This window comes from Massilia yuzhufengensis (genome assembly GCF_900112225.1).
Lineage (GTDB): Bacteria > Pseudomonadota > Gammaproteobacteria > Burkholderiales > Burkholderiaceae_D > Telluria > Telluria yuzhufengensis.
Map to the genome: position 1 here is coordinate 42,077 of NZ_FOLD01000029.1, position 26,164 is coordinate 68,240.

At 60.8% G+C, this 26,164-nt stretch carries 24 protein-coding genes and 1 pseudogene; 10 read left to right on the plus strand and 15 right to left on the minus strand.

The annotated features are described in order from the left end of the window. Window positions 1-36: 36 nt before the first annotated feature. The gene (locus tag BM031_RS19960) at window positions 37-1,659 is read right to left on the minus strand and encodes a M28 family peptidase (protein WP_091876310.1); all 1,623 of its coding nucleotides are present in this window, start codon (window positions 1,657-1,659) and stop codon (window positions 37-39) included. 132 nt (window positions 1,660-1,791) lie between these two features. Here BM031_RS19960 and BM031_RS19965 point away from each other — a divergent pair, with 132 nt between their 5' ends. Next, window positions 1,792-2,196, plus strand: a complete 405-nt coding sequence (locus tag BM031_RS19965; protein WP_177207829.1) for a putative quinol monooxygenase — start codon at window positions 1,792-1,794, stop codon at window positions 2,194-2,196. Window positions 2,197-2,293: 97 nt separating this feature from the next. Here BM031_RS19965 and BM031_RS19970 read toward each other — a convergent pair whose 3' ends face one another. From BM031_RS19970 to BM031_RS20000, 7 genes are all read right to left on the minus strand, one after another. Then, window positions 2,294-3,439, minus strand: coding sequence for a sensor histidine kinase (locus tag BM031_RS19970; RefSeq protein WP_091876312.1), 1,146 nt, complete (start codon window positions 3,437-3,439; stop codon window positions 2,294-2,296). Window positions 3,440-3,533: 94 nt separating this feature from the next. Further along, a complete protein-coding gene (kdpA, locus tag BM031_RS19975) occupies window positions 3,534-5,207 on the minus strand; it encodes a potassium-transporting ATPase subunit KdpA (RefSeq protein ID WP_091876313.1) in 1,674 nt (557 codons plus the stop codon). 2 nt (window positions 5,208-5,209) lie between these two features. Continuing rightward, complete coding sequence (gene kdpF / locus BM031_RS19980) at window positions 5,210-5,299, minus strand: K(+)-transporting ATPase subunit F (RefSeq protein ID WP_091876314.1); 90 nt, start codon at window positions 5,297-5,299, stop codon at window positions 5,210-5,212. 199 nt (window positions 5,300-5,498) lie between these two features. Next, window positions 5,499-6,224, minus strand: a complete 726-nt coding sequence (locus BM031_RS19985) for a TorF family putative porin (protein WP_091876315.1) — start codon at window positions 6,222-6,224, stop codon at window positions 5,499-5,501. 139 nt (window positions 6,225-6,363) lie between these two features. Further along, a complete protein-coding gene (gene rfaD / locus BM031_RS19990; RefSeq protein WP_091876316.1) occupies window positions 6,364-7,368 on the minus strand; it encodes an ADP-glyceromanno-heptose 6-epimerase in 1,005 nt (334 codons plus the stop codon). Window positions 7,369-7,395: 27 nt separating this feature from the next. Then, window positions 7,396-8,418 (minus strand): lipopolysaccharide heptosyltransferase II, encoded by a 1,023-nt coding sequence (waaF, locus tag BM031_RS19995; protein ID WP_091876317.1) that lies wholly within the window; start codon window positions 8,416-8,418, stop codon window positions 7,396-7,398. 37 nt (window positions 8,419-8,455) lie between these two features. Next, a complete protein-coding gene (locus BM031_RS20000) occupies window positions 8,456-10,069 on the minus strand; it encodes an ATP-binding cassette domain-containing protein (protein WP_091876318.1) in 1,614 nt (537 codons plus the stop codon). 185 nt (window positions 10,070-10,254) lie between these two features. Between BM031_RS20000 and BM031_RS20005 the strand changes: the two genes are divergently transcribed. Together BM031_RS20005 and BM031_RS20010 are read left to right on the plus strand one after the other, a co-directional pair. Continuing rightward, entirely contained in the window at window positions 10,255-10,638 is a 384-nt protein-coding gene (locus BM031_RS20005) for a DUF2946 domain-containing protein (RefSeq protein ID WP_091876319.1), read from the plus strand. 92 nt (window positions 10,639-10,730) lie between these two features. Continuing rightward, entirely contained in the window at window positions 10,731-13,010 is a 2,280-nt protein-coding gene (locus BM031_RS20010) for a TonB-dependent receptor (RefSeq protein ID WP_091876320.1), read from the plus strand. A gap of 44 nt (window positions 13,011-13,054) precedes the next feature. On the opposite strand, the gene BM031_RS20015 is transcribed toward BM031_RS20010, so the two are convergent. The 7 genes and pseudogenes from BM031_RS20015 to BM031_RS25240 all read right to left on the minus strand — a co-directional run bounded on the left by BM031_RS20015 (window position 13,055) and on the right by BM031_RS25240 (window position 19,619). After that, a complete protein-coding gene (locus BM031_RS20015; protein WP_091876321.1) occupies window positions 13,055-13,549 on the minus strand; it encodes a hypothetical protein in 495 nt (164 codons plus the stop codon). A 116-nt stretch (window positions 13,550-13,665) separates the two neighbouring features. Then, a pseudogene (locus tag BM031_RS20020) lies at window positions 13,666-14,592 on the minus strand (FAD-dependent oxidoreductase); the annotation flags it as partial. Between the two features lie 487 nt (window positions 14,593-15,079). Continuing rightward, entirely contained in the window at window positions 15,080-15,862 is a 783-nt protein-coding gene (locus tag BM031_RS25235) for a DUF8453 domain-containing protein (RefSeq protein ID WP_143084652.1), read from the minus strand. A gap of 220 nt (window positions 15,863-16,082) precedes the next feature. Further along, window positions 16,083-16,790, minus strand: coding sequence for a hypothetical protein (locus BM031_RS20025; protein WP_177207830.1), 708 nt, complete (start codon window positions 16,788-16,790; stop codon window positions 16,083-16,085). Then, entirely contained in the window at window positions 16,790-17,104 is a 315-nt protein-coding gene (locus BM031_RS20030; protein WP_177207831.1) for a DUF2188 domain-containing protein, read from the minus strand. The genes BM031_RS20025 and BM031_RS20030 overlap by 1 nt, the downstream gene beginning before the upstream one ends. Before the next feature lie 82 nt (window positions 17,105-17,186). Next, the gene (locus BM031_RS20035; protein WP_091876324.1) at window positions 17,187-18,296 is read right to left on the minus strand and encodes a DUF4062 domain-containing protein; all 1,110 of its coding nucleotides are present in this window, start codon (window positions 18,294-18,296) and stop codon (window positions 17,187-17,189) included. 957 nt (window positions 18,297-19,253) lie between these two features. Beyond that, window positions 19,254-19,619 carry a DUF2875 family protein gene (locus BM031_RS25240; RefSeq protein WP_143084653.1) on the minus strand — a complete coding sequence of 122 codons (366 nt, stop codon included), beginning with the start codon at window positions 19,617-19,619 and terminating at the stop codon, window positions 19,254-19,256. 285 nt (window positions 19,620-19,904) lie between these two features. Between BM031_RS25240 and BM031_RS26400 the strand changes: the two genes are divergently transcribed. The 7 genes from BM031_RS26400 to BM031_RS20075 all read left to right on the plus strand — a co-directional run. Beyond that, a complete protein-coding gene (locus BM031_RS26400) occupies window positions 19,905-20,627 on the plus strand; it encodes a c-type cytochrome (RefSeq protein ID WP_091876326.1) in 723 nt (240 codons plus the stop codon). A 6-nt stretch (window positions 20,628-20,633) separates the two neighbouring features. Beyond that, complete coding sequence (locus tag BM031_RS20050) at window positions 20,634-21,920, plus strand: c-type cytochrome (protein ID WP_091876327.1); 1,287 nt, start codon at window positions 20,634-20,636, stop codon at window positions 21,918-21,920. Between the two features lie 9 nt (window positions 21,921-21,929). Further along, window positions 21,930-22,100: a hypothetical protein gene (locus BM031_RS25635; protein WP_091876328.1), complete on the plus strand. Its 171-nt coding sequence runs from the start codon at window positions 21,930-21,932 to the stop codon at window positions 22,098-22,100. Next, window positions 22,097-22,684, plus strand: a complete 588-nt coding sequence (locus tag BM031_RS20060; RefSeq protein WP_091876329.1) for a cupredoxin domain-containing protein — start codon at window positions 22,097-22,099, stop codon at window positions 22,682-22,684. The genes BM031_RS25635 and BM031_RS20060 overlap by 4 nt, the downstream gene beginning before the upstream one ends. Then, on the plus strand, window positions 22,671-24,290 hold the full coding sequence (locus tag BM031_RS20065; RefSeq protein WP_091876330.1) for a b(o/a)3-type cytochrome-c oxidase subunit 1: 1,620 nt from the start codon (window positions 22,671-22,673) through the stop codon (window positions 24,288-24,290). Before BM031_RS20060 ends, BM031_RS20065 begins: the two co-directional genes overlap by 14 nt. Then, window positions 24,290-25,096, plus strand: coding sequence for a c-type cytochrome (locus BM031_RS20070; protein ID WP_091876331.1), 807 nt, complete (start codon window positions 24,290-24,292; stop codon window positions 25,094-25,096). Before BM031_RS20065 ends, BM031_RS20070 begins: the two co-directional genes overlap by 1 nt. Before the next feature lie 796 nt (window positions 25,097-25,892). Next, on the plus strand, window positions 25,893-26,164 hold a 272-nt coding region (locus tag BM031_RS20075; RefSeq protein ID WP_143084654.1), incomplete at its 3' end, for a transposase.

The window sequence follows — 26,164 nt, forward strand, 5'->3', positions numbered from 1 at the left end:
CGGGTGCGGGACTGCCGTGCGAGAGCCGTTGCTCGTTCAGCGCTTGACACTCCCGAATGCATCCCCCTTCTTCCACGCCGGCATCCCCGGCGCGTTCGCCACCGCATAGCCCAGGTTCAGCGTGAACTGCGCCTGCTGCACCATGCCCGACAAATCCCAGTCGGCGCGGTACTCGTCGCTGACCTGGTGGTAATCCTTCTTGAAGCCCTTCATCTTCTCGCTCGACGCGCCATGCTCGTGCGCGAACTCGAAGTGGCCGTCGCCGGAGAACACGGCCGAGCCGACGTTGAAGGCCGGGACGCCCGCCTTGGCGAAGTTGAAGTGGTCGGCGCGGAAGAAGGCGCCGGACAGGTCGGGGATGGTGGGGGCGAGCTTCAGGCCCATTTGCTTCGCCACGCCCGCGGCGGTGTCGTACAGGGTGCTGCGCTCGGCCCCGGCCACGCCGATGTCGCGGGTGACGCCGACGAAGTTCAGGCTGTCCAGGTTCAGGTCGGCCGCGGTGTGCGCCAGCGGCACCACCGGGTTCTTCACGTAGGCGGCGCTGCCCAGCAGGCCCTGCTCTTCGGCGGCCGGCCACAGGAAGACCTGGGTGCGGCGGGCCGGCTTCTTCACGGCTTGCGCGGCCATCGCCAGCAAGGCGGCGGTGCCGGAGGCGTTGTCGATGGCGCCGTTGTAGATGCGGTCCTTCTTGCCGTCGGCCGGACCTTCGTCGATGCCCATGTGGTCCCAGTGCGAGGAATACACGACCGCCTGCTGCTTGAGCTTCGGGTCGGTGCCGGGCACGATGCCCACCACGTTGAACTGCTCGACCTGGCGGATGCTGGATTTCAGCTCGACCTTCGCCGCGACCTTGAGGTCCACCGGGCGGAAGTCGCGCCGTTCGGCCTGCGCGCGCAGGGTGTCGAGGTCGAAGCCGCCGGCGGCGAACAGTTCGCGCGCGGTGTCTTCGTGCAGCCAGCCTTCGACCGGGTTGCCCGCGCCCGCGAGGTGGAAGCGCTCGTGCGAGAAGCCGTTGGCCGGCACGCTCCACGGGTAGGACGAGGACGGCAGCGTGTGGATCAGCAGCACGCCGGCCGCGCCCTTGCGCACCGCCTCTTCGAACTTGTAGAGCCAGCGGCCGTACCAGGTGTAGGCCTTGCCGGCGAAGCGCTTCGGCTCATCCGCGGTAGGCTGCGGGTCGTTGACCATCATGACGAGGATCTTGCCCTTCACGTCGGCGCCCTTGTAGTCGTCCCATTTTTCTTCGGGTGCGGAGACGCCGTAGCCCACGAACACCAGCGGCGCGTCGAAGGCCAGCTGGGTGCGCCCGCTGCTGGTGCCGAACACGATGCCCTTGCCGATCTCCGGGCTGAAGCGCTTGGCGCCGGCCTGGAAGCTCACCGAGCTGCCGGGCAGCAGTTTCGTGCCCTCGATCTCGACCTTCTGGCGGTAGCCGCCGCCCGGGATCGGCTTGAGCCCCATGATGGCGGCCTGGGTCTCGAGGTAGCGCACCGCCAGGTCGCCGCCGCGCTGGCCGGTGCCGCGGCCTTCGAACAAGTCGTCGGCCAGGAAGGCCAGGTGGCCGCGCAGCACCGGTTCGGACACGCTCGGCGCCTGCTGGGCGAAGGCGGTGCCGGACAGGCTGAGGAAAACGGCAAGGGCAAGGCGGGTCGGTTGCATCGAAATGTCCAGTCGGGTGTGGCCAGCTTGGCAATCGACTATCTTAACCCAGCCACCATAGGGTGTGCATCCGTGATTGCCCGCATGGCGCGACCCGGCCTATACTTGCTGTTTGCTTGACAGGGACACGCGATGACCATTACCCGCCGCACCGCAGTTGCCGCCCTGGCCGCGCTGCCCCTCTGTGCCCATGCCACCCCAGACAGGAAGGAAGCCCCACCCATGTACGGATTGATCGGAAAAATGCGCGCCCAGCCGGGACAGCGCGACGCCCTCATCGCCATCCTGCTGGAGGGGACCACCGCGATGCCGGGCTGCCTGAGCTACGGCATCGCCCGCGACAAGCTGGAAGCCGACGCGATCTGGATCACCGAAACCTGGGACAGCCAGGCCAGCCACAAGGCGTCGCTGTCGCTGCCGTCGGTGCAGGCCGCGATTGCCAAGGGCCGTCCGCTGATCGCGGGCTTCGGCGAACGCTTCGAGACCGAGCCGGTGGGCGGGCACGGCATGATGGCAAAGAGCAGTTCGGTCTCGTAGGGTGGTCGGCTTCGCCGACCGCGCGTTCGACTAATGCCGGCACAGTGGCGGCATGTGTGCGTTGGACGCGCGTTCGGCCGAGCCGAACACCCTACCCTCAGGCGGCCGTGGGCGCGCCGGCAAAAGGCCGCGCATCGGTCGGCAGGTCGATCACGAAGGCGGTGCCGTCTTCCCGGGAGCTCGACATCAGCACGCTGCCGCCATGCGCCTCGGCCACGCGCCGCACATACGGCAGGCCCACGCCCCAGCCGCTGCCCGGGTGTTGCCTGCCCGCGCGGCGGTAGAGCTGGAAGATGCTTTCGCTGTCTTCCGGAGCGATCGGCGTGCCATGGTTATGCACCATTAGCTGCACCCGCTCGATGGTGGTGGACAGCGTGAGCCGGATCGCTGGATCGCGCGCACCGTACTTGATCGCATTGTTCACCAGGTTCTCGATGGCCCGATGGATCGCCTCGCGGCTCCAGTAACCTTCGATCGGCTCGGCTTCCACCTCCAGTTCCACCGAGTGGAAGTGTTCGGCCCACTGCGCCACGTCGCGCACCAGCGCCGTCAGGTCCATGCGCTCGATGACCAGCTGCACCGCCCCGGTCTTGCAGAAGGTAATGCGGTCGAGCAGCTCGCGCGTCATGCCGTCGATGCGCTGGGTGCTGGCGACGATCTTCTCGGCGAAGCGGCGCACACTGGGGTCGTCCGACGTGTGGCCGATCATCTCGGCCGCCATCTGCGCGGTGGACAGCGGCGTGCGCAGGTCGTGCGCCATCGAGGCGAAGAACTGCTCGCGCAGCGCGGCCTGCACCACGATGAAGGCGTTGGTGCTCTCGCGGATGGTCGCGTCGATGTGGGCGAACAGCGTGGTGCGCTGGGCTTCGTCGAGTTCCACGCCGTGGTGTTTGAGTTCGCGGAACAGCACGTCGCGGAAGATCTGCAGCTCGTGGATCAGGGCGGTGGCGTCGTACATCGTCATGCGCGCGCGCTCGCCGCCATGTTCGCTGGCCACCGCGCCGATGTCGGTGAGGATGCGCGCCGAGTGGCCCGGCGTGAGCAGCGACGCCAGCGTATCGAAGTAGGCCGGCAGCGTGTTTTCCAGGATCGGGAGCGGCAAGTCCTTCGCCTGCGGCACCGAGCCGCGCACCTCGTCCATCCAGGCGGCGAGGAGCGGCGTGCGCAGGGCGAGCATCGCGCGTGTAACGGGCGACAAGTCAGGATCGTCCGGGGACAGGTGCCCGGTCAGGTTTGCATTCATGCCGTGGGAGCCCGCAGTCGCGTTGTCAAAAAAGAACGTAAAGCAGTCTACACGACGGTGTTGCCGGGTGGCGCAAGGATGGATTCCCGCGCCGCTACTGGCCCAGCCAGAGGCGGTAGCCGACCCCGGTCTCGGTCAGCAGGTGGCGCGGCTGGGCCGGATCTTCTTCGAGCTTGTGGCGCAGGTGCCCCATGTAGATGCGCAGGTAATGGCCGCTTTCCGCATGGCCGGGCCCCCAGACCGCGCGCAGCAGCTGCGGGTTGGTCATTACCCGGCCGGCGTTGCCGGCCAGGACCGCCAGCAGCCGGTACTCGGTCGGCGTCAAATGGACGTGCTTGCCGTCGCGCGTGACAGTGCGCTCGTGGGGATGCACGGAGACGGCGCCGAAACGCACGCTGCCGTCCCCGCGCTCGGCCGGCTGGCGCTGGCGCCGCAGCGTGGCACGCACGCGCGCCAGCAGCTCGCCGGTGCCGAAGGGCTTGGCGAGATAGTCGTCGGCGCCGGCGTCGAGTGCACGGATCTTCTCGCTTTCCATGGTGCGGGCCGAGAGCACGATGATCGGGACCGCCGACCACTTGCGCACGTCGCCGATGAAATCGATACCTTCGCCCAACTGCATCAGCACCATCGGCACCATGCCGCCCAGCGGCATGAAGGAATCGTGCATGGCGTTCACCGCGCCGCAGGACGCGGCCGTAGTGACAGCCGCGAACAGGCTGGAAGCGGCGATGCCGAAGCGGGTCTCCTTGCCTTCCATGTTGCCGCCTGACGCATCGACGCCCAGCGCGGCCAGCACCGGGTTGGCCTGCTGCTCGGCGGCGTAGGCCAGCGTGGCGGCGGCGACAAACAGGATGCTCATGGTGGCCAGCACCGCCCAGCCCTGGCGCATGTCGCCCACCATGCGCCCGAAGCTGAAGCACAGGCCGGCCGGGATCAGGAAGATGCCCACCGTCTGCACGAAGTTCGTCAGCGCGTTCGGGTTCTCGAAGGGATGGGCCGAGTTGGCGTTGAAGTAGCCGCCGCCGTTGGTGCCCAGCAGCTTGATGGCTTCCTGCGAGGCCACCGGTCCCATCGGGATGACCTGGATCGTGGCGCGCGCGGCGCCGCCGTCGGGAAGCGTGTAGCTGGTGGGGTCGAGCACTTGCGCCTCGACCTGGCCGGAAAAGTTCTGCACCACGCCCTGGCTGGCGAAGAAGACCGCCCACACGAGCGACAGCGGCAGCAGGATGTAGAGCGTGGAACGGGTCAGGTCGACCCAGAAGTTGCCGATCGACTTGCTGGAACGGGACGCGAAGCCGCGGATCAGTGCGAATGCGACGGCGATGCCGGTGGCGGCGGGAAAGAAGTTCTGGCCCGCCAGCGCCAGCATCTGGGTCAGGATGCTCATGGTCTGCTCGCCGCTATAGCCCTGCCAGTTGGTATTGGCCACGAAGCTCACTGCGGTGTTGAACGAGGAGTCGGCGCCCACATTGGGCAGGTTCGCCGGATTGAGCGGCAGCCAGCCCTGCACCCGCTGCAGCAGGTAGACGGCCAGCGCGCCCACCGCATTGAAGGCGACCAGCGCCAGCGCGTAGGCTTTCCAGCCCTGCGCGGCGGTACTGCCCTCGCCGGCCGCGCGGTAGAACAGCGCCTCGCCCCTGGCCAGCCAGCGCATGCCCGGCACGGCGCCCGCATCGGCGACGCGCGCCATGAACAGGCCGAGGGGGTAGCCGAGCAGCAGCAAGACCACAAGGAAGACCGCCAGCAGCGGCAGGAAGTCGGTGAACATGATTACAGGTCCTCCGCGTTGAACAGGGCCGCCAGCAGGTAAGCCAGCAGCCCGGCGGCGACCAGGCCGCCGATCAGGTAGAAGGCGTTCATTGCGCGCCTCCCAGGCGGTGGCAGGCGGCCACCAGCAAGCAGGTCAGCGCGAAGAACAGCAGGAAGGCGCCGAGGAAAAGGAAGTCCATACACAGTTGCTTTCAGCGTGGTTGTCGTTGGATGGAGCGTAGGCGCGGCGCGCGAAACAAGGCGTAAAAAGCCGCGGCGGCCGCGTAAACGCGGTGTAAACGCGCGGGCCTCAGAAGGTGGCGGCGACGCTCAGCTGCAAGGCAGCCTTGCCCATGAATTTGCCGTTGGCGGGCGAGGCATAGGCGCGCCTGTCGGCATTGGCGCCGATCGCGGCCAGCGTGAGGGTGGCGCGGCCATGGCTGCGGCTGGCGCCGATCTTCCAGTCGGTATAGCTGGCCAGGCCGTTGCGCGCCACGCGCTGGCGGCCCGCATGCAGCAGCAGCGTGACGCCATGGCCGGCGTCGATATTGGCGCCGATGTCGAGGTAGCCGCTGTCCTTGCTGTCGACGAAACCGAACAGGTTGGTGGTGGCGTGCGAGTACTTGATATAGGCCGGACCGTAGCCGAGCTGGCCATAGATCTCGGTGGTATCGGCGTTGGCGAAGCCCGGCACGGCGCCCAGGCCGTTGCCGGCGTAGAGGTAGCGCAGCACGCCGACGTCATAGCCGAGGCCAGCCCCCAGCTGGCCGCGCTTGCCGCCATAGAGGTCAAGTTCGAGCTTGCCGTCGCCGCCCGCGTCTTCCACCCACTTGATGGTCGATGCCCAGGCGCCCAGGTACCAGCCGGAGGCGTGGGCATGGTCGGCGCCGCCCTGCAAGGCCGGCTGGAGGCGGGTCTGGGAGATGCCGCGGTAACGGTAGTCGCTGGTGGCGGCAAGGTTGAAACTGGTGTCGGCATGGGCCGCGCCGGCGGACATGGCCAGGGCGGCGAAGATGGCTGGTGTCAGTGCTTTCATGGTTTCCTGCGTGGGAGCCAGGTCAGCGGAATGCGGCGACGGTGCCGGCATTGACCGCTGACGAGGTGCAGGTGAAAGCCTAGTGCTGCGGGTGTAAAAACGGCGTAAATTCCCGGGCCGATGGCGTAAACGCCGTGTATCAGGCCTTGTTGCGCTTCAGGTAATCCATGTACTTCGCCACGCCATGGGCCACGTCGGTAAACGGCTCGGTGTAGCCCGCCGCGCGCAGGGCGCTGATGTCGGCCTGGGTGAAGCTCTGGTATTTGCCTTTGAGCTTGTCCGGGAACGGCAGGTACTCCAGCAAGCCCTGGTCGACGATCTGCTCGAGCGACAGCGGCGCGCCGCCTTCGTTGGCCAGCGCGTTGGCCGTGGCCACCGCCAGGTCGTTGAAGGGCTGCGCGCGGCCGGTGCCGAGGTTGAAGATGCCGCGCTTGTCCGGGTGGTCGAGGAAGAACAGGTTCACCTTCACCACGTCTTCCACATAGATGAAGTCGCGCATCTGGGTGCCGGCCTCGTAGCCCTCGTTGGCGCCGAACAGCTTGACCTTGCCCTCTTTCTGGAACTGGTGGAACTGGTGGAAAGGCACCGAGGCCATGCTGCCCTTGTGGCCTTCCAGCGGTCCGTAGACGTTGAAGTAGCGCAGGCCGACTACCTGGCTGCCTTCGCGGATGCCATGATGCAGCCAGTGGCGGCGCAGATACTGGTCGAACAGGAATTTGGAATAGCCGTAGACGTTCAGCGGGCGCTCGTGCTCGCGCTCCTCCTTGAACACGGTACCGCCGCCATACACCGCCGCCGACGAGGCGTAGATGAAGGGAATACGCTCGCGCTGGCAGAACTCGAACAGCGCGATGGTGTATTCGTAGTTATTCTTCATCATGTAGCGGCCATCCGTCTCCATGGTGTTGGAGCAGGCGCCCTGGTGCAGCACGGCGCTGAACTTGCCGTCGAATTCACCGGCCTTCAGGCGCACAATGAAGTCTTCCTTGTCGAGGTAGTCGGCCACTTCGGCATCGACGATGTTGACGAACTTCTCCGGGCGCGACATGTTATCGACCGCGAACACGCTGAACGGCTTGCGCTTCGAGAGCGCATGAACCAGGTTGGCCCCGATGAAGCCTGCTGCGCCTGTGACCAGTATCATTTTCAACCTCTTTGTCTTTTCGTTGCGTCAGGCTGCGGCCAGCATCGGCTGCAGCGGCTGCCAGGCGTCGCCCGGCAGGATCTGTTTCATGCAGTTCTGGTGGCCCAGCGGGCACTCGCGCTGCTGGCAGGGCGAGCACTCGATGTGCAGCCACAGCACCTTGGCCAGGCTTGACAGCGGCGGCGTATGGCGCGGGTCGGTGGGGCCGTAGATGGCCACCACCGGGCGGCGCAGCGCGGCGCCGATGTGCATCAGGCCGGAGTCGTTGGTCACCACCGCGGCGGCGCGCGAGATCAGCGCGATCGCTTCGCTCAGCGACGTGGAGCCGGCCAGGTTGTGCGCCTGCGGAACCAGTGCGACGATCTCGTCGCAGACGGCCCGGTCTTTTGGTGAGCCAAGCAGCAGGATCTGCGCGTCCGGGCGGTTGGCGCGGATGGTTTGCGCCAGCTCGGCGAAGTAGGACGCCGGCCAGCGCTTGGCCGGGCCGAATTCGGCGCCGGGTGCGAAGGCCACGTAGGTACCCGGCGGCAGGCCAAGGCGGGCGATGGCGGCGTCGGCCGCCTGCGGCGCGACGGACATCTCGGGCTCGGGCAGCTGCTCGGGACGCGGCAGGTTGCGCACAGGCTGGTCGGCCAGCGCCGCATAGAACTGTGCCATCGGCCGCGGCGCGGCCTTGTCGTCGTGGTGCATGACGTTGACCAGGCCATAGCGCATCTCGCCCTTGTAGCCGACGCGCCGCGGGATGCCGGCCAGCCAGGGGATCAGCGCGAACTTGAGGGTGTTGGGCAGCACGTAGGAGTCCGCATAGCCGCGCGCCTTGAGCACCTTGGCGAACGCGCGCCGCTCGGCCCACTGCAGCGAGCCATGCTTGAAGGGCGATTCGATGACGGTGTCGACCTCGCGCATCGCGCGCCACACGGGCGCCACCCAGGTGGGCGCGACCACGTCGATCGGGCGGTCGGGATGCTGTTCGCGCAGGCGGCGCAGCAGCGGCTGCGCCATGACGGCGTCGCCGATCCAGTTGGGGGAAATGACAAGCGTGCGCAACATGGGTCTTTCGTCCGGGTCCTGCATTCGTGATCCGCGATTATAGCAATCGCAGCCGCCAGCCGGCGCGGCCCGCTTCCAGCCGGTGGGTCAGTCCTATGCGCTCCAGGAAGACCTCGTCGTGCGAGACCACGACCAGTGCGCCGGCATACGCGTTCAACATCGCCTCGAGCGCCTCGTTCGAGGCCAGGTCGAGGTGGTTGCCCGGCTCGTCCAGCAGCAGCAGGCGCGCCGGCGGGTCGGCGTACAGGGCGCAGGCCAGCGCCGCCTTCAGGCGCTCGCCACCGCTGAGCAGGCCGGCGGGCAGGGCCACCTTCTGCGCGTCCAGGCCAAGCTGGGCCAGGTAGGTGCGCAGGCGGTCCTGGCCGGTGCTGCGGTTCACTTCCAGCAGCTGGGCTATGGTGCTGCGCTGCGGGTCGAGCGTGGCCAGGCCCTGGTCGAGCCAGGCGCAGGCCGGGTCGCGGCTGGCGTCTCCCGCCAACGGGGCCAGCTCGCCCGCGATCACTTTCAACAGGGTCGACTTGCCGCTGCCGTTCGGTCCCGTGACGCCGAGCCTCATCTGGCCGGTGACGACGAGGCTGAGCCGATTAAAGGGCGGCGCGGCGAAGGGCAATTCGACGTCCTCCAGCTCGGCCACCCGGCGCTGCGCGGCTGCGGCGACGGCGGTGGCATGCAGGCGGATGGTGCTGTCCTCGCGCACGCCTTGCGCGGCGTCGCGCACGCGCTGCTGCTGCTGCTGGCGCGCTTCGTCATGCCGCTGCCGCAATCGGCCGCTGCTGTTTTCGCTGCGCTCCTTTTGCCGTCCCAGCAGGATCCTGGCCTGGTTGGCGCTCTTGCCTTCGCGCGCACCCTGGGCCTGGCGGCGCTGCTGGCGCTCGCGCTGCTCGCGCATGGCGCGGTCTTCGCGCTGCAGCGCCTGCCGCGCATGATCGAGCTCGCGCACGGCGCTGCCCTGTTCGAGCGCGCGCGCCTCGGTGTAGAAAGCGTAGTTGCCGCCGTAGCTGCGCAGGCCCTGGGGCGACAGCTCGACGATGCGCTCCATCTGCGCGAGCAGCGCGCGGTCATGGCTGACAACGAGCAGGCCCCGCTTCCACTGGCGCAGCTGCGCGCCCAGCGCGGCGCGGCTGGGTGCGTCGAGATGGTTGGTGGGCTCGTCCAGGATCAGGAAGTCGGCTTCCGACAGCATGGCGCCCAGCAGCGCCACACGCATTGCCTCGCCGCCGCTGAGCCGCGCCGCGGGCGTGGCGGCGTCGATGTGGCCCAGGCCCGCCTGCTCGAGTGCATGGTGCAGGCGGGCCGGCAGGTCCCAGCGGTCGCCGACCAGTTCAAAGTCAGCTTCCGCGATGCTGCCGGCGTCGATGCGCGCGAGGGCGCCCAGGACCGGCTGCACGCCGGCGAGCGACGCCACCGTTCCCACGCCGATGTGCTCCACCTGCTGCGATAGGTAACACACCCTGCCCGCGCGCAGGACGCGTCCGGAAGACGGCGCAAGCTCGCCCGCCAGCAGCCGCGCCAGCACGCTCTTACCAACGCCGTTGCGGCCAACCAGGCCGGTATGCCGTGTGTCGAACTGTTCGGTGAGGCCGGACAGGAGCAGCCTGCTGTCGGGAAGAAGAAAGGATGCGCTGTCGAGCGCCAGGTAAGGGTGCGTCATGAAACCTCCAAGGATGCCGGGACTCCCTGCTTTCGCGGGAAAGTGGAGAACTGGCCGTCAAGCAGACGGCGGCATCAATGGCGCATTGGACGAACCCTCGTAAATTGGAATGTGCGGAAATGATAGCAAATATTGGCCGCGGGCACACGGGCGCGCCCTTCGCCCATGCTGGTTATAATCCTGGCATGCCCCGCTCATCGTCCAGACAGGTCTTGCGCGCATGGATCGCCCTCGTGGCATTCGTGTTCAGCCTGTTCGCCCCGAGCTTGTCGCATGCCTTCGCGCCGCAAGCGTTCACTATGCAGAGCGAAATCTGTACCGCGGCCGGCATGGTGATGCTGCCGGTGGCCGACAACCCTGGCCAGGACGCTGGCGCCGTGCCCGGCATGACCCACTGCGACGTGTGCTGCTCGCACCAGGCCCCCGTGCTATTGCCGCCCCCGCCCGCCCTGCCCCTGCTGCTCGTACGGGCACGCGACACCTACCCCACCCTCTTCTACCAATCCCCTTCCCCGCAATTCGCGTGGACGCCGGCGCAGTCGCGCGCGCCGCCCGCCAGCTTCGTCTAACCGCTCTCCCCCAGCTACCGGCTCTCGACGCCGGCTGAATCGCTATCGCGCGTGACGCCATGCTGGCGTCCTCACGCGCAAAGGAAACGGAAATGAAGAAGTTTGGAATCACCCTGCTGGCCGCGGCTTCGCCCGCCGTGCTCGCGCAGGCCCTGGACGGCGTGCAAAGTCCAGTCAAGGAAATCGGCACCGTCACCATCACCGGCAGCCGGCCAACGTCGCTGCCGACGCAGATCCCGACCACCATCGAAGGCATCACCAAGGCGGAAATCGCGCGCACCATCAATGCGACCGATTCGGAAGACGCGCTGAAATACCTGCCCAGCCTGCTGGTACGCAAGCGCTACATCGGCGACTACAACCACGCCGTGCTCTCCACGCGCGCCTCGGGCACCGGCAACAGCGCCCGTTCGATGGTGTACGCGGACGGCATCCTGCTGTCGAACTACCTCGGCAACGGCGCCACCTTCGCGCCGCGCTGGGGCATGGTCACGCCCGAGGAAATCGAGCGCGTGGACGTGCTGTACGGGCCCTTTTCGGCGGCCTATGGCGGCAACTCGGTGGGCGCCGTGGTCGACTATGTGACGCGCATGCCGACGAAATTCGAAGCGCATGCGAAGTTCGGCTTCACGCACCAACATTTCGACCTGTACGGCACGCACGACCGCTACCAGGGCCGGCAGGCCAGCATCTCGCTGGGCGACCGGGCCGGCCGCTGGTCGTGGTTCATCGACGTGAACCGCAGCGACAACGAAGGCCAGCCGCTGACCTTCCCGACCCGCTACCTCAGTGCCGGCGCGGCCCCGGGCGGCGTTCCGGTGACCGGCGCCGTCCTTGGGCAGGACCGGACCAACCGCGCCTGGTACCTGCTGGGTGCAGGCACGCAGTACGACACGGTGCAGGACCACGTGAAAGCGAAGCTGGCCTATGACATCACGCCGACCCTGCGCGCCAGCTACACGCTGGGCATCTGGCAGAATGCGTCCGAAGGGCGCCCGACCTCCTACCTGCGCGACAGCGCTGGCCGTCCGGTGTACAGCGGCCGCGTCGACATCAATGGTGCGCTCTACACCCTGGGCGCGACCGATTTCAATGCCTCGAACGAAGACCTGCGGCACCTGATGCACGGCCTGTCGGTGAAGAGCCACGGCAAGGGCGTGTTCGACTGGGAACTGGCCGCGAGCCTGTACGACTACGACGACGACACGCTGCGCGCACCGGCCACCGCCCTCCCCGCCGCCCTGGATGGCGGCGCCGGGCGAATCGTGGACATGTCGGGCACCGGCTGGAACACCTTCGCCGCCAAGGGCATCTGGCGTCCCGATGGCGTGGCGGGTGCGCACATCGTCGAATTCGGCTACCAGCGCGAAGCCTACCAGCTCGCCAGCATCGAGCGCGCCAGCAGCAACTGGATCAGCGGCCTGCCAGGCGCGCGCAACCAGGCGTTTTCGGGCCGCACCGCGACCCAGTCCTTGTGGGCGCAGGACACGTGGCGTTTCGCGCCCGCGTGGAAGACCGTGCTGGGCGTGCGCGTGGAACGCTGGCGCGCAAAGGACGGACGCACGTCGAACGCCACCACCACCATCGCGCATGGCGGCCGAGACGACACCCATGTGTCGCCGAAAGCCGCGCTGGCCTGGCAGGCGGCGCCAAGCTGGGTGCTCAAGGCCTCGGTGGGACGCGCGGTGCGCATGCCGACGGTGTCGGAGCTGTACCAGGGCGGCATCAGCGGCAGCGGAACGCTGGTCAACAACGATCCGAACCTGCAGCCGGAACGTTCATGGACCGGTGAACTGAGCGCCGAGCGCCAGCTGGAGAAAGGCACGCTGCGGCTCACCGCTTTCGGCGAGCGCACGTCGGATGCACTGTATTCGCAGACCAATGTGCTGGTTACGCCGAACGTGACCAATGTGCAGAACGTCGGGCGGATCGAAACCAAGGGGCTGGAGGCCGCGTACAGCGCGGTGGACGTGGCGGTGGATGGACTCGACCTGCAGTCCAGCGTGACGTGGACCGATTCGGAAATCACGCGCAACGACAGGTTCCCGGCCAGCGTCGGCAAATGGCAGCCGCGCATTCCGCGCTGGCGTGCGACCGGAGTGGCGAGCTACCGCACCAGCGAGAAGCTGGCGTTCACGCTGGCCGCGCGCTATTCGGGCAAGCAGTTCTCGACGCTGGACAATTCGGATCCGAACGGCTTTGCCTACCAGGGCGCGAGCCGCTACTTCACGGCCGATGCGCGCGTGACGTGGAAGCTGGCGAAGCAGTGGAGCGTGGCGCTGGGGGTGGATAACCTGAACAACTACCAGTACTGGAACTTCCACCCGTATTCGCAGCGCACGTATGTGCTGGAGGCGCGTTACGACATGTAGTTTGGTGCAGGTGCTGCCCTGGGCAGCACCTGTGCGCGGTGGGATTACTGCTTGTAGGTGACGCGACCGGTCAGCTTGATGGTGCCGGCGCCGGTGGCCATGTCTTCGCCGCCGGTGAACCCACCACCGCCAGTGGCGCGGAAGTATTTGCCGGTGCCGCCGGTGATCTGGAAGGTGGCATTGCTGAAGACGAACTTGGTGCCTTCACCCGTCGGGACGAACTGGCCGCTGTAGTTGGCGTAAATCTGTTCGCCGGTCTGGGTCATGATGATGATCCGGCCGTTGCTGAAGTTGTACAGCACCCCGCTTGGGGTGATGCAATCGCTGCCGATGAAAGCAACCTTGCCGACCAGCGCGCTGTCGCCATGGCCGACGATGGTGCCACCGATTTTCGATGGGCAGCGCAGCGACGGGCCCACGACCTCTTGCACGACGCCGGTGATTTCAAGCGTCTTGGTGACCAGCGTGCCAGCCGAGGCGGCAAACGATGCGCACAGCATCAGAGACGTGGCGGCGAGGCGCAGGGACAGTTTCTTCATGGAGCGGCTTTCGTGGGTGAGTAATGTCCATATCCTAATATGGACGAGCTGATAACTCGCGCACGAATGAAATTGTTGCTTAGCGGTACAAATGTGTGACATGGGCGGGTCGTTTGTCAGGCTGCGTTCGCGGAAAATGCGAAGCTGGGCTCCGGGCGTACGCCCGAGATCAGGCCGGCCAGCGCCCTTCCTGAGCCGCAGGCCATGGTCCAGCCCAGTGTGCCGTGGCCGGTATTGAGGAACAGGTTCGGGAAGCGCGTCTTGCCGATGTAAGGGAAGTTCGAGGGCGTCAGTGGCCGCAGGCCCGCCCAGTAGCTCGCGCGGTTGTAGTCGCAGGCGTCGGGGAACAACTCGCGCACGCGGCGCGTGATCGCTTCGCAGCGCACCGGGTTCAGGTCGCGCGTGTATCCATTCAATTCGCAGGTGCCGGCCACGCGCAGGCGTGCGCCCAGGCGTGAGAACACCAGCTTGTGGCCGTCGTCGGTGAGCGAGACCATGGGCGCTTGGGTCGGGTTGATGATGGGGTACGTGGCCGAGTAGCCTTTGCCGGGGTAGATCGACAGCTTGACGCCGAGCGGCGCCAGCAAGGCGGTGGAGAAGCTGCCGAGGGCCACGACGAAGGCGTCGGCGTGTAGCAGTTGGTGCCTGCCTTCGGCGTCGATGACTTCGACTGCGTTCACCTGGCCCGCTTCGTGCAGCAAGCGTGTTGCGGTGGTGTTGTAGTGGAAGCGGATGCCGGCGGCTTCGCCCTTCCCTGCCAGTTGGGTCGTGAACTGGTGGACGTCGCCGGATTCGTCGCTGGCGGTGAAGTCGCCGCCGACAAGCTGTGCACGCACTCCGTTTAACGCGGGCTCGATGCGGACGACCTCGTCGGCGTCGATGGTCATGCGCGGGCAGCCGAGCTCGCGCATTGCCGCCACGGCGCGGCAGGCGCGGTCGAATTCCTGATGGTCGGTATAGAAATGCAGGATGCCTTTTTCGAGGTGGTGATAGGTGATTCCAGTTTCGTTGCGCAGTGCCTGCAGGCTGCGGCGGCTGTAGTCGTGCTTCCATCAACCCGAAGGAAGTGGTTAGGTTCCTTTGCGCTTCAGTGACGCAGAACGATCGTCAACTTCCCTTGTTTGATCACGTTGGGCCTTTACACTCGGGGCACGTATTTAGGAACTGGCGATGTTGACGAAGTCTGACCTCGGCATCAAAAGGGCCGTTATCCACTTCCGCGGAACGATGACTGACGCGACTGATCGCGAAGTCCCCATTCCGCTATACTCCTTCCTTTCTTGCGCTCCCCTTTCCGACTGGCGCTGATGGGTATAAAATTGCGAAACGGACGTTACTTAGATTTATACCCTTAAATACGATAGCAACCTAATCGATTACTTCCTCTTTAAGCATGGAATTGACCCCGAGGACTACCACGTTGAAGAGCAACAGGAATCAACCGATTTCTGAAATTACCATACTCCGAGGCACAGGTAGTCAAGCGTTTAATCTGAGTCAAATTTGACTACCTGAGCCAACTTCCTCCAATCACTCTGTCGCTTGACGCTCTTCCCGTTCTCGCGCCCATCTAACCCTCAATTCTGTACTCTCCGCGGCCCTGTCTTCACTAGAGTAAACATCAACACCTAGACGGCTATTTCCAGAAACCATTTTTGCCATCTCTTTCCTAATTTTTTCGACCTCATCGGCAAGCTTGCTTAATGGATTACCGCCTATTTCACTAAAGCCTTGGTACTGAGAAAAATCGATAACGAAAGCATTAACATATTCATTACCTTCTGTATCCTCGAATCTGATGCGGATATTGACGTAAGGGGAGAAAATGTCAGCGTTTAACTGTTTTTGCAGCTCATAGAAGCTGAACATAAAACTTTTCAGCTCTTGATTGATTCCAAGTGATTGAATCCCAGCACGAAACATTGTTAATTTATGAAACACCTTGATAATCGGCTCATCTTCCACGGACGCGGCCTGATCGTTTCGATCTAGGAACTCAAATCGAATTTTCCTGGCAATACCTTTTCCGGAATTATGAACCCTCACGTTCATAAAACTCATCCCAGCGTGACTTCCACTTAACTCGACACTAACATTTGGTCTAATACTATCGAGCATAAATTCACGAATCTGCTGCGCTTGAGTTGCGCGAAGTCGCCACGTTTCAACAGCCAAAACAATTGTGAGAACACAAATGACAACGGTTGCTACTGTCGTTATCCAGCCTGAGAGCGAATCAGGGGCGGCCGCAGCGGTTTTCGGTAAAAGAGTGCCAATAACCACTCCGAGCACTAATGCTACGGCGACAGTCATTAACCCAATTACGACTAGAATAGGGATTTTAAATTCGCGGAAAGTTTGGCTCGACATAGACAAGAGACATTGATTAAGTCGCTAATGAGAAGGAGCGCTTTCCACGGCATTCTAATATAATAACCGAATAGGGGAAATGAACCTGTTGAAAAACCGTTCTCAAGAACAGAAGGAAAAGCTTATTAATTAGCTATGAGCAACGACCTGAAGCGTTCTTCCATTAAGACATTCTCCAGCTACTCAGTGATTCAAATATGCGATCTCCACTGGTTCCCTTATGTTTTCCTGAAGCTCCAACACTCAAAATCGCCTTCTTTGCGTTGTGGATTAAAATCCAACGCTCCATATACTTGATCAGTTCTGGGACCGGCAAATCTTTAATATCACTTAGGTCAAATCCTTCTGCCTCGAAATCATCGGAAAGCTTTGCCATACAGTCATTGAATGCTGCCCATATTGCTGCAGGGCCTACACTTATACCCGTTTGATTTGCAATCCAAGCACGAACGACCTTAACGACTTGGTTTGCATCGTTATTATGCACACCAATATCCGAGCCAGATATATCCGATATGGCGGCCTGATACTCATAACGTTCCGCTGCCAGAACAAGGAATCGTTTGCTATCTAACGGTGGCGCACCAAACTGTCTGCAACCAACATCGATGCCAAGCTCAAATGGCATGTTCAGACGGAACATTTCGCCTTTCTTCTGAGCTTTTATACGCGATAAATCATGAATGGCATATTTTGACTCATGAATCAAACCAATGATTTTTGTAATGCGCTGCTCACCTGTATCGACTCTCTCTGTGGCAATGCGTGGCTTCAGCCCAAGAAAAAGCAGAGTGAATAGTAATGGGCGCAGAAGTGGCTTATATGCGTCGTCGAAGGGACAGTTGACAAAGACGTTAGTTTCAAAGGTCATCACTTCCTCCCTTTACCACCCGTAACCGAAGCCAATCCTTTTACCGCAAAAGCTTTTGGTCCAGTTCGCACAATATGAAGAACCTCGTTTCTTTTGTCTCCAGTATTGCTTGGCGCATAACTGGCTTTTGACGTTACCAAGCCATCTTTACCATGGACGTACACCCCTGTTTGCGCACTTCGGGCCAGGGTACGCGCGTGTTTAACAGCTAGTTCTTTTGAATCGAACACTTTTGATGAGCGGTCGGCTCCCGTACTGCGCACGGCCCATTTAACTCCCATAGGCACTACGTGCTGATCCTTTTTGGTATTCATATGTAAACCCTCATCTTCAGACAACCTTCCGTGCATTCTTCCATCTTGTTTGACTCAGCAACGAAATACGAGGCCCCGTATTCTAACCCCAATCGTCATCCTCAGAATGCCCCTTATCCGCATTGACTTCAACCTCACCAAATACCTCTGACTCGACAGGCTCCTTACGAATAGCACGTAATTGAACCATGAGCTTATTTCCGTACTGCGTCAGGGTCCAGTAGATACCTTTGTCGTGCACGCTGCGCTTCTTATCGTTTGGCTTAATTAAACCCAACGCGCGCAGCTGAATGATACAGGTATCCATATCCTCCTGATTAATTACAAAGCTACTGAAAGTCGCATCCTTAAATTGCTTCTGCTTCTCAAACCTTCTCTTAGCCTCAGCAATTACGAAGGATTGAAGCGCGTGCTTCAGCACCCTCTCTGGTGCTTCGTGAATCATATTTGGCGCAACTGCTGCAAATATTGAATTCCATGTGGGTGCTATTGTCGCAGTGTACTGAATCTCATCGCGGGTAATACGGTTCTTCGTGTTAAATCGGAGACGAAGATTAAACTCGTCTTCCCCTTGAGATAGGTCCTCAATTCCTTCTGGCGGACGTTCGCCCTGGGCGGCAGCCTCCCTTTCAAGTTCGGCCACTCTATTCTTTAATGCAAGAATTTCTAGTAGCGTAGCCTCACTGGCAATATTGTCTGCCCGGACCCACCCCACCGCAGGGTGACGTTTTACCGCCGCCGTAAGGCCAATAATGACCTTGGCCTTTAGTTCATCGGCTGTCTTCCAATAGACGCACGTATGCTTCTTCTCGACTTTCGCCCGAAACTTTTTAAGCCGGTCCCATGCAGCAGAGTCTGTTTCTGTTTTATCCCGAGGAAGGTTATCGGGGTTCTCATGCAACACAGGAATAACAGGCGTTTTTAATGACAATGCGTAATCGTATTCTTTCTCGGTGAATCCGATCCCCTTTTCGTCAAGTGAGCCATACCGACCGCCGACGATAAGGATGTAATAATCCGAACTCTCGATAATATCTTCGATAAGCTCCCATGCAGTATCGTCCGTAGCTGGAAAGAGTTCCATCCCGGCAGGCATGTGATTAAGTTCTAGGATCGACTTGAGGACCGCTTGCCGCTCATCCTTAAGATCAGTAAATGTTGAACTGATAAATACTTGATAGCGTTTTTCCACAACAGTTCCCAAGTTTTCAATTTGGAAACAGTGTAAGCGAAGGTTGGTAGGTTGTATACCGTGACAGGAGCAGATTCTCTATCAGAGAATTGCTCAGCACTACCTCCATGAGTGCAAGTCGAACAAGGAGGAAAGGAAGGAAGTTGCCGCGGGAAGTCAGGGTCAGATCTGACATTCAGACACGACCTCAACAATACAATCACTACCTCGACAATAGACGAACGTGCCAAACTTCAATAGCCAACGGGCATGCAAGGCGCGCCCTCCGCGCGCGGTGCTGTCGCCTACGGCGACAGCAAAGTGGCGATTCGGAGAGGGCTGGGCGAGTACGCCCAGCCCTTCGAATGCCCCACGCAGGGCCCGCAGGGGCCCTGCTTCTCTCCGCGAGGCAACAAAAAAAGGCCACCCGATGGGTGGCCTTTTCTTTGTTTCCTGGCGGAGAGAGGGGGATTCAAATCGCCACCTCAAAATTCCCTTACCTTACTGGGCATTTTAAGACTTCTACACAGCAATGTGGAGTATTGTTGTGTAGAACCTTTCCGCGAGTCTATCACAGGAGCCGCGAAGCAGGTACGCCGTCTTCCCGGTCCGAGCAGTAGGGATGTCTGTTGACTCCTGCAATGTCTTCCCAGTCATAGCGCAACAGTCTGGCCGCAACTGGGTCTGCACGCCTCGGAAAGGTAGGTAGGCAACCAGGAGAGAGGTTTGCATGGGCCTCATATCAGCTATACCAATACATAGGTCAGTTCAAACGTTACGACTAACTTGGGCACTCTCACCCCCGCGGAGGCGCGCCTGCGGTTTCTCCGTGCGCGCGTGTCGATGCCATCGTCTTACGCAAGCCTGCAACTTGCGCATACTTGCCCCATCGACCGGAAGTTAATCATTAGAGGACTGCAAACAGCGCGGCTCTGCCGCTAAGAAACCGGGCGGCTTGTTGCGAAGCGCCCGGTTTTCTTACTTGGCTGCAGGGTCGTGCAGGTTGATGCCGGCCGATGGGCCGCCTTCTATGTAGCTGCCCATGACACCCAACGCCATCTGCATGTAGAAGGTTGCCGCGCCACTGTTGCCCAGACGCCAGTCGGTATTGATGAACCGCACCGACTTGCCATTGTCGATTTCAGGCGTTCCCAGCACCGCATACTGGTGCAGCATGCGTTCCATTGCAACCAGGTGGTCCACCTTGCTGTCAAAGGCAGCGACTATCCTGGCTAGTCCTGTCGCATGCTCGGCATCCGACAGGGTTTGCAGCGCCCGCTGCCAGCCTGCTTCCAATAGCTTCTGGCGCTCATTGCGCTGAATTACCGGCTTGCCGGTGCTCATCCTCGCTTGGCCCCCCGGCAAGCCGGCCACGCTTGGGCCGCAACTGGGACTGCTACCGCAAATGAATCTCACTTGAGAACTCGCCTCAACTTCATCGACGTGAATTTCTGTCTAACATTGCAGTAAAGCCAATTGTGCGTACGTAGAACAGTAATGTCTTTAATATACGATTATCAAAATTCTTCGGTTTCATACATTTTTTGACCACTATATCGTTGAATTCGTCAAATTGTATGAACTTATCGCTGGGTTGAGTAAGGTGCAGCATAAATTGCGAGCATATTTATGAAATTTGTCACCACGCCCTTGCTTGGGGCGATTCTTTTTTGTGCGGTTGTACCAGTTGAGGCACAGAGCCAAGCGGCAGATGCTACTCCGGCTTTTAGAAAGCTCGACTCAGTCGAGGCTCGTGTCCAAGGTTGTGTTACCTGTCATGGACAACAGGGCCAGGGGACCGCGAATGGGTACTTTCCACGAATCGCAGGAAAACCCGCCGGGTATCTCTACAATCAGCTCATCGCCTTTCGGAATGGCACTCGGCATTATCCGCCGATGAACTACCTGGTGGCATATCTTCCCGACGCTTATCTCAAAGAGATGGCAGAGCATTTCGCGGCGCAGAGGCCGGCCTATAGCCCTCAAGAGCGCCCTGTACTGAGCGCAGCAGCCGTAGCACGTGGGCAAATGCTGGTCACTGCCGGCGACCCGAAGAAAGGTTTGCCCGCGTGTATTGCCTGTCATGGCGCAAACCTCATGGGAATGGAGCCAGGGATTCCTGGCTTAGCCGGCCTGCGGCCTGCCTATGTTGTCGGCCAGCTCACCAGATGGAGAGTCGGGGAGCGTCACGCGGCTGAACCGGACTGCATGAAGAGGATTGCCAACCGTCTTACGGACGAGGACATTTCCGCAGTGGCTGGCTACCTTGCCCTTCAAACGCCCGCGACTAACGCGTCGCCGGAGCCCTCCAACTTGGTTAGAATGCCATTTGCATGTGGCAGTCAACGGTAGGTATCTATGCGTAAAAGTGCACGTATCGCTTTAACAGTAGGCGCCATTGCTATTGCTGCCGCAGGGGGTTATTACTTTCTGCGTCCGGGGATGCTCCCTCAAAACGATGCGGCTCCGCAACTAAATGCGTCGACTCAGCTTATCAACAAAGGTGAATACCTGGCCCGTGTTGGGGACTGCATAGCCTGTCACACTCAGCCAAACGGTGTCCCATTCGCGGGTGGACGGGCAATGCCTACCCCGTTTGGGGCTCTCTACGTCCCTAACATTACGCCGGACGATGAAACAGGTATTGGCCTTTGGACATCCGACGAATTCTATCGAACGATGCACTCGGGCATCTCACGCACGGGCGACCTGCTTTACCCAGCAATGCCTTACCCTCAATACACGCAGGTTACTCGTGAAGACTCAGATGCGATTTATGCATATTTAATGTCCATTGCACCCGTCAAGCAGAAAAACCGAGAACACGAACTACGATTCCCCTATAACAATCGCGACCTCCTGGTTGGTTGGCGAACACTGTACTTCAAGGAGGGCGAATTCCAGCCTGACCCTAAACAGTCCGTAGAGTGGAATCGCGGTGCCTATCTCGTCAAAGGGCTGGGTCATTGCGCCATGTGTCATACCGCCGTAAACGCACTTGGTGGCTCAAGCGAGGCGAAAGCTTTCGAAGGTGGGATGATTCCGAATCAGAACTGGTACGCCCCGTCGCTCACGTCAAACAGGGAAGCCGGATTGGGTAACTGGACCATCAAAGAAATCACTGACTTGCTGCAGTCAGGGGGCTCTCATCGCGGCACTGTATATGGCCCCATGGCTGAGGTTGTTTTCAATAGTCTGCAGTATATGACTGACGAGGATGCGAAAGCGATGGCAGTCTATCTAAAGGCCTTGCCACAAAAAGACAACTCTCCCCCGCCGACTAGCCAGGCCCGCCTTGTCAGCCCAGAAACCATGGAGTTGGGAAGAAAGGTTTATGTCGCCCAATGCGCGATGTGTCACAGCGAAGATGGTCGTGGCCAGCCTCCAGCGTATCCACCTTTGGCAGGAAACCAATCAATCACGATGGAAACACCGGTCAACTCAATTCGAATGGTCCTGAACGGGGGCTATCCTCCGGGCACCAAGAAGAACCCGCGTCCGCATGGTATGCCACCGTTCTCGCACATCCTGAATGACGATGAAGTTGCAGCGGTAACAACTTATATTCGCGTTGCCTGGGGTAACACGGGTACTCCTGTCAATGCCAAGCAGGTCAATGATTTGCGCACCTTACTGCCGGAATAAGGAAAATCTATGACGCCAACAGACGAGAATGAAATCGAGCTCGAGCGAAGAATAGACGACATTGTCAGCCAAGGTCCGTCCGGTGCCTTCGCGGTAGCTGGCGTTGCGACAGCCATCGTCGTCGCCATGTTTTTCATCTTCTATTTCGTTGTTTACCTTCCTCGGGGCACAGTGCAATGACGTCATCTAAGTCAGTTGACCCGCATGGGGATGGGCCTCACGCATCAGAAACTGTTGCCAACTCAGCCGAGCATCGCTGGGCCATCATCGTTGGTCTCATCATTCTTTCACTGATAGCGATGATGGTTTTCACCGGGGTTTACTGGTCGTCCATGCCGCCTTCGCGCGTGGAGACGGTGGACGTAAAAACCCTCCACCTTAAGGGCGAGTTTGTTGAGAACAACCTTGGGACATCGATAGAAAAGGATGGCCGTGTCATCGTAAGGCTTATCGCTCAGCAATACTCATTCTCGCCGCAATGTATCGTTGTCCCGGCTGGTATATCGGTCACCTTCCGGGGAACCAGCACGGACGCAATTCATGGGTTTGTCGTTGGCCGTACGAACGCCAACACAATGCTCATTCCTGGTTTTGTATCGACGTTTACAACGTCCTTCCCGAAGACCGGCGAGCAGCTCATGCCTTGTCACGAATACTGCGGCACTGGACACGAAGCTATGTGGGCCAAGGTTCAGGTCATTCCTCCCGACGAGTTCTTTGCCAAAGCAAAAGCGGCAGAAAGGTTGAGCTGTGTACCTCGCTAAGAGACTGGTGTTAGCGCACTTCTGGGTAGCGTTTATCGCTTTCTTTGCCGCCATCCTGCTGGGCGAGTGGCAGATGTACGTCCGCAGCCCCTTGTCTCCATGGGTAAACAACCCTGAGCATTACTATCGTTCAGTGACTGCTCACGGCACTGTGATGGGATATGTGCTCCCCACTTTGGTCGCCATGGGCTTTGGGTATGCTATCTCCGAGTTGTCTTTGAAACAGCCGCTCAAAGGCGTGCGGTGGGCCTGGGCAGGCTTCTGGCTTGTTATTGCTGGGACGCTCATGGCGGCTATCACGACTGCCTTGGGCAAGTCGTCTGTGCTGTACACCTTCTACCCCCCAATGATTGCAAGCAGCTTCTACTACCTGGGTATCGTGCTAGTCGTCGTCGGTTCTTGGATTTGGGTCGCGCTGATGTCGGTGAACCTGTACACCTGGAAAAAAGCCAACCCTGGCGCCACAGTGCCGTTAGCCATGTACGGCAATGTAGCGGGCGCCTATCTGTGGGCCTGGACCTCGGTTGGCGCAGCTGTTGAAATCCTGACGCTCATTTTGCCGGCGTCTCTAGGATTTACGGACACAATCAACGCTGGCCTGGCACGCGTGTTCTTCTCCTGGACACTGCATGCCATCGTCTACTTCTGGCTCATGCCGGCATACATCGCTTTCTATACACTCTTCCCGCGAGCCATTGGCGGACGGCTCTACAGCGATACGATGGGCCGGGTAGCCTTCGCACTTTTCCTAGTCTTTTCGATGCCAATTGGCATCCACCACCTTTTCGCTGACCCGCAGGTGGGTGCCGGATTCAAATTCGTGCACGCGGCGATGACGGCCATGGTGTCGATACCAACTTTGTTGACAGTGTTTACGATTGTTGCCTCGGCCGAGGTCGTGGGCCGCCTTCGAGGTGGAAAAGGGCCGTTCGGCTGGGTGAGGGCGCTGCCTTGGGATAACCCGATGATGCTCGCGGTGACGTTCGCTTTCATCATGCTGGGATTTGGCGGCGCCGGTGGCATTATCAACATGAGCTACCAGCTCAATGAATCCATCCATAACACGCAGTGGGTCACGGGTCACTTCCACCTGATTTTTGCCGGAGCTATCGTAATCATGTACTTCATGGTGGCGTACGAGCTCTGGCCTCAGCTACGCAACTCGGGGCCATTGTCTGCAAGGCTCGTGCGGACGCAGCTGTGGCTCTGGTTCGTAGGGATGATGATTCTAACGATGCCTTGGCACCTTGTTGGTCTGCTGGGTGCACCTCGCCGCATGGCCTATTACGATTACACCCATCCGGCCCTTGAGCCCCAAGCGATAACGGTCACGATTTCCACGTTCGGCGGGCTCCTCCTGGTTATCTCCGCGGCGATGTTCTTGTACATCCTTGCCACGGCTAAGCGACAGTCTGCCCTTGTGCCAGAATTCGCGTTTAGCAAAGCAGTCCATCCAGGAACGAAACCCCCTGCCGTTCTCAACAGCTTGGGTCTATGGGTCGCGATGATGATAGCGCTTACGGTCGTCAACTACGGTTACCCTATCGTACAGCTCGCGCTAACTCCAGAAGCTTCAGTTCCTATTGTCCCTGTCGGAGAACGGTAATGCGAGACCACGGATTTTTCTCCCGAAAGAACAGGTGGACGTGGGTGAGCGTCGTTGCGCTCGTTGCCCTGACTGCCGCATCTATCCTTATAGGTTTTGGGCTACTTCCGTCAGCCCAAGCTGACTTCCGGGCCCAGGGTCTATGGGACAGCATTTGCCGAGCTGCTGGGGTTCCCAGCAAGTGGCTTGATAGCACCGACCAGAAGGCTCCCGTCATTTCCACAAACGTCGTGCTCCTGCCCGAGATGGCAAAACAAGCGTCGTCGGCCTCGGTCGGCCGCGGTGCAACCCTTGCACTGAACTGTACGATGTGCCACGGTGCACAAGGCATGAGTAGGTCCGACGCGCCGAACCTTGCTGGTCAGTATCCCGAAGTCATCCGCAAGCAGCTCCTCGATTACAAAAACGGTAACCGGGCCAACCCAATTATGGTTGCCTTGTCGAAGAACCTGTCGGACCAGGATATGAGCGACTTGGCAGCCTATTACGCGAGCTTACCAAAGGCGCGCACGGCACCTACGACATATGACGAGACCCTGCCGGCACTCGTACGAGTTGGCGACCCAATGCGAAACATCGCGCCATGTATCTCGTGCCACGGGGGAGTCGACCAGAAACTGGGAGCCCCTTGGCTTGAGGGGATGCCCAAGCAATATCTCGTTCAGCAGCTGCAAGCCTTCAAAGAAGGACATCGCCGCAATGACGGACAACAGCAAATGCGCAACGTCGCACGACTTATGACTGTTGAGGAAATCGAGGCAGTGTCTGCTTTTTATGCCAGGAAGGCTGCAGTCGCAGGCCATTGAAGCGCTACCGGGGTAGCCGTTAATCAGCAATGCTGCTACTTGTCAAGCATGTAACCTCGCTTGCGTACACACGCTGGTCAGCCCGCCGGGCAATAAAGAAGCGGTCAGCTCGGAGTAGCGATGGCGTACACGTTGCGGCGAAATATCAAGAAGTCCCGCAGGACAACGCGAACACGTCTCCAATCTTCGGTATGCCCGCAGCGACAACTCTCCGGAGAGCTGCCGAGAGCTTCATACGACGCCCAACCAAATGATGCAACAGTATGAGCGACCTGCAGGCCGCCTAGGCCAATCGCATTCCCGCCAGGACTGCGGAGACACTGACAGGAGGAGCGCAAGTGCCTGGCCAAAGGCCTGGGCACGCGCAGGCGCCCTAGCGCCGAAGCACAGCACCCGAAGGGACACGGAGCGCTCTCGCGCGGAGTGGTGCCGGGCCGCCCACGGCCCGGCATGCCATCAGGGGGAGCCAGAATCAGGTGGCGGTCCCCGACCGCCAGGCGTCCTAACGCCGACCTGATTTTGGGGGTGCGATAGCACCACGGCCCCGAGGCACTCGGGCAACCAGGGACAGACAGGCACCGACCCGGGCCCCCGCTGCCGGCTTGCCGGCAGATGGGGAGGGAGGTGAGTCCAAGGGACCGCGAAACCGCCAGGTTGAGCGCCGGCTGTCGCTGGTTGCCCGAGCGCGCGAGGGGCCGCAGGTGGGTGGACCACTAGGTCCAAGTAGTCGGTAGGGTGAGGTACCCTGACTTTTTCGGACACTCCTGTTTGGTAAGCTTCACCAACTGGAGAATTTATGAAACGCCAAAAAACATACACGCCGGAGCTTCGTGAGGAAGCGGTCAAGCTGGTACTGACGCAGGGGCTGACGCTGGACGATGCTTCCCATCGCCTGACGATACCCAAGGGAACGCTGGCCAATTGGGTGGCCGCCGCAAAGCGTGGCACAGCGCCCAAAGCGGCACCTGGTAGCCGTACCGTGCCGGAGCTGGAGGCGGAAGTGACGAAGCTCCGTAAAGAGCTGGCAGAAGCCCGTATGGAGCGAGATATCATAAAAAAAGCGGCAGC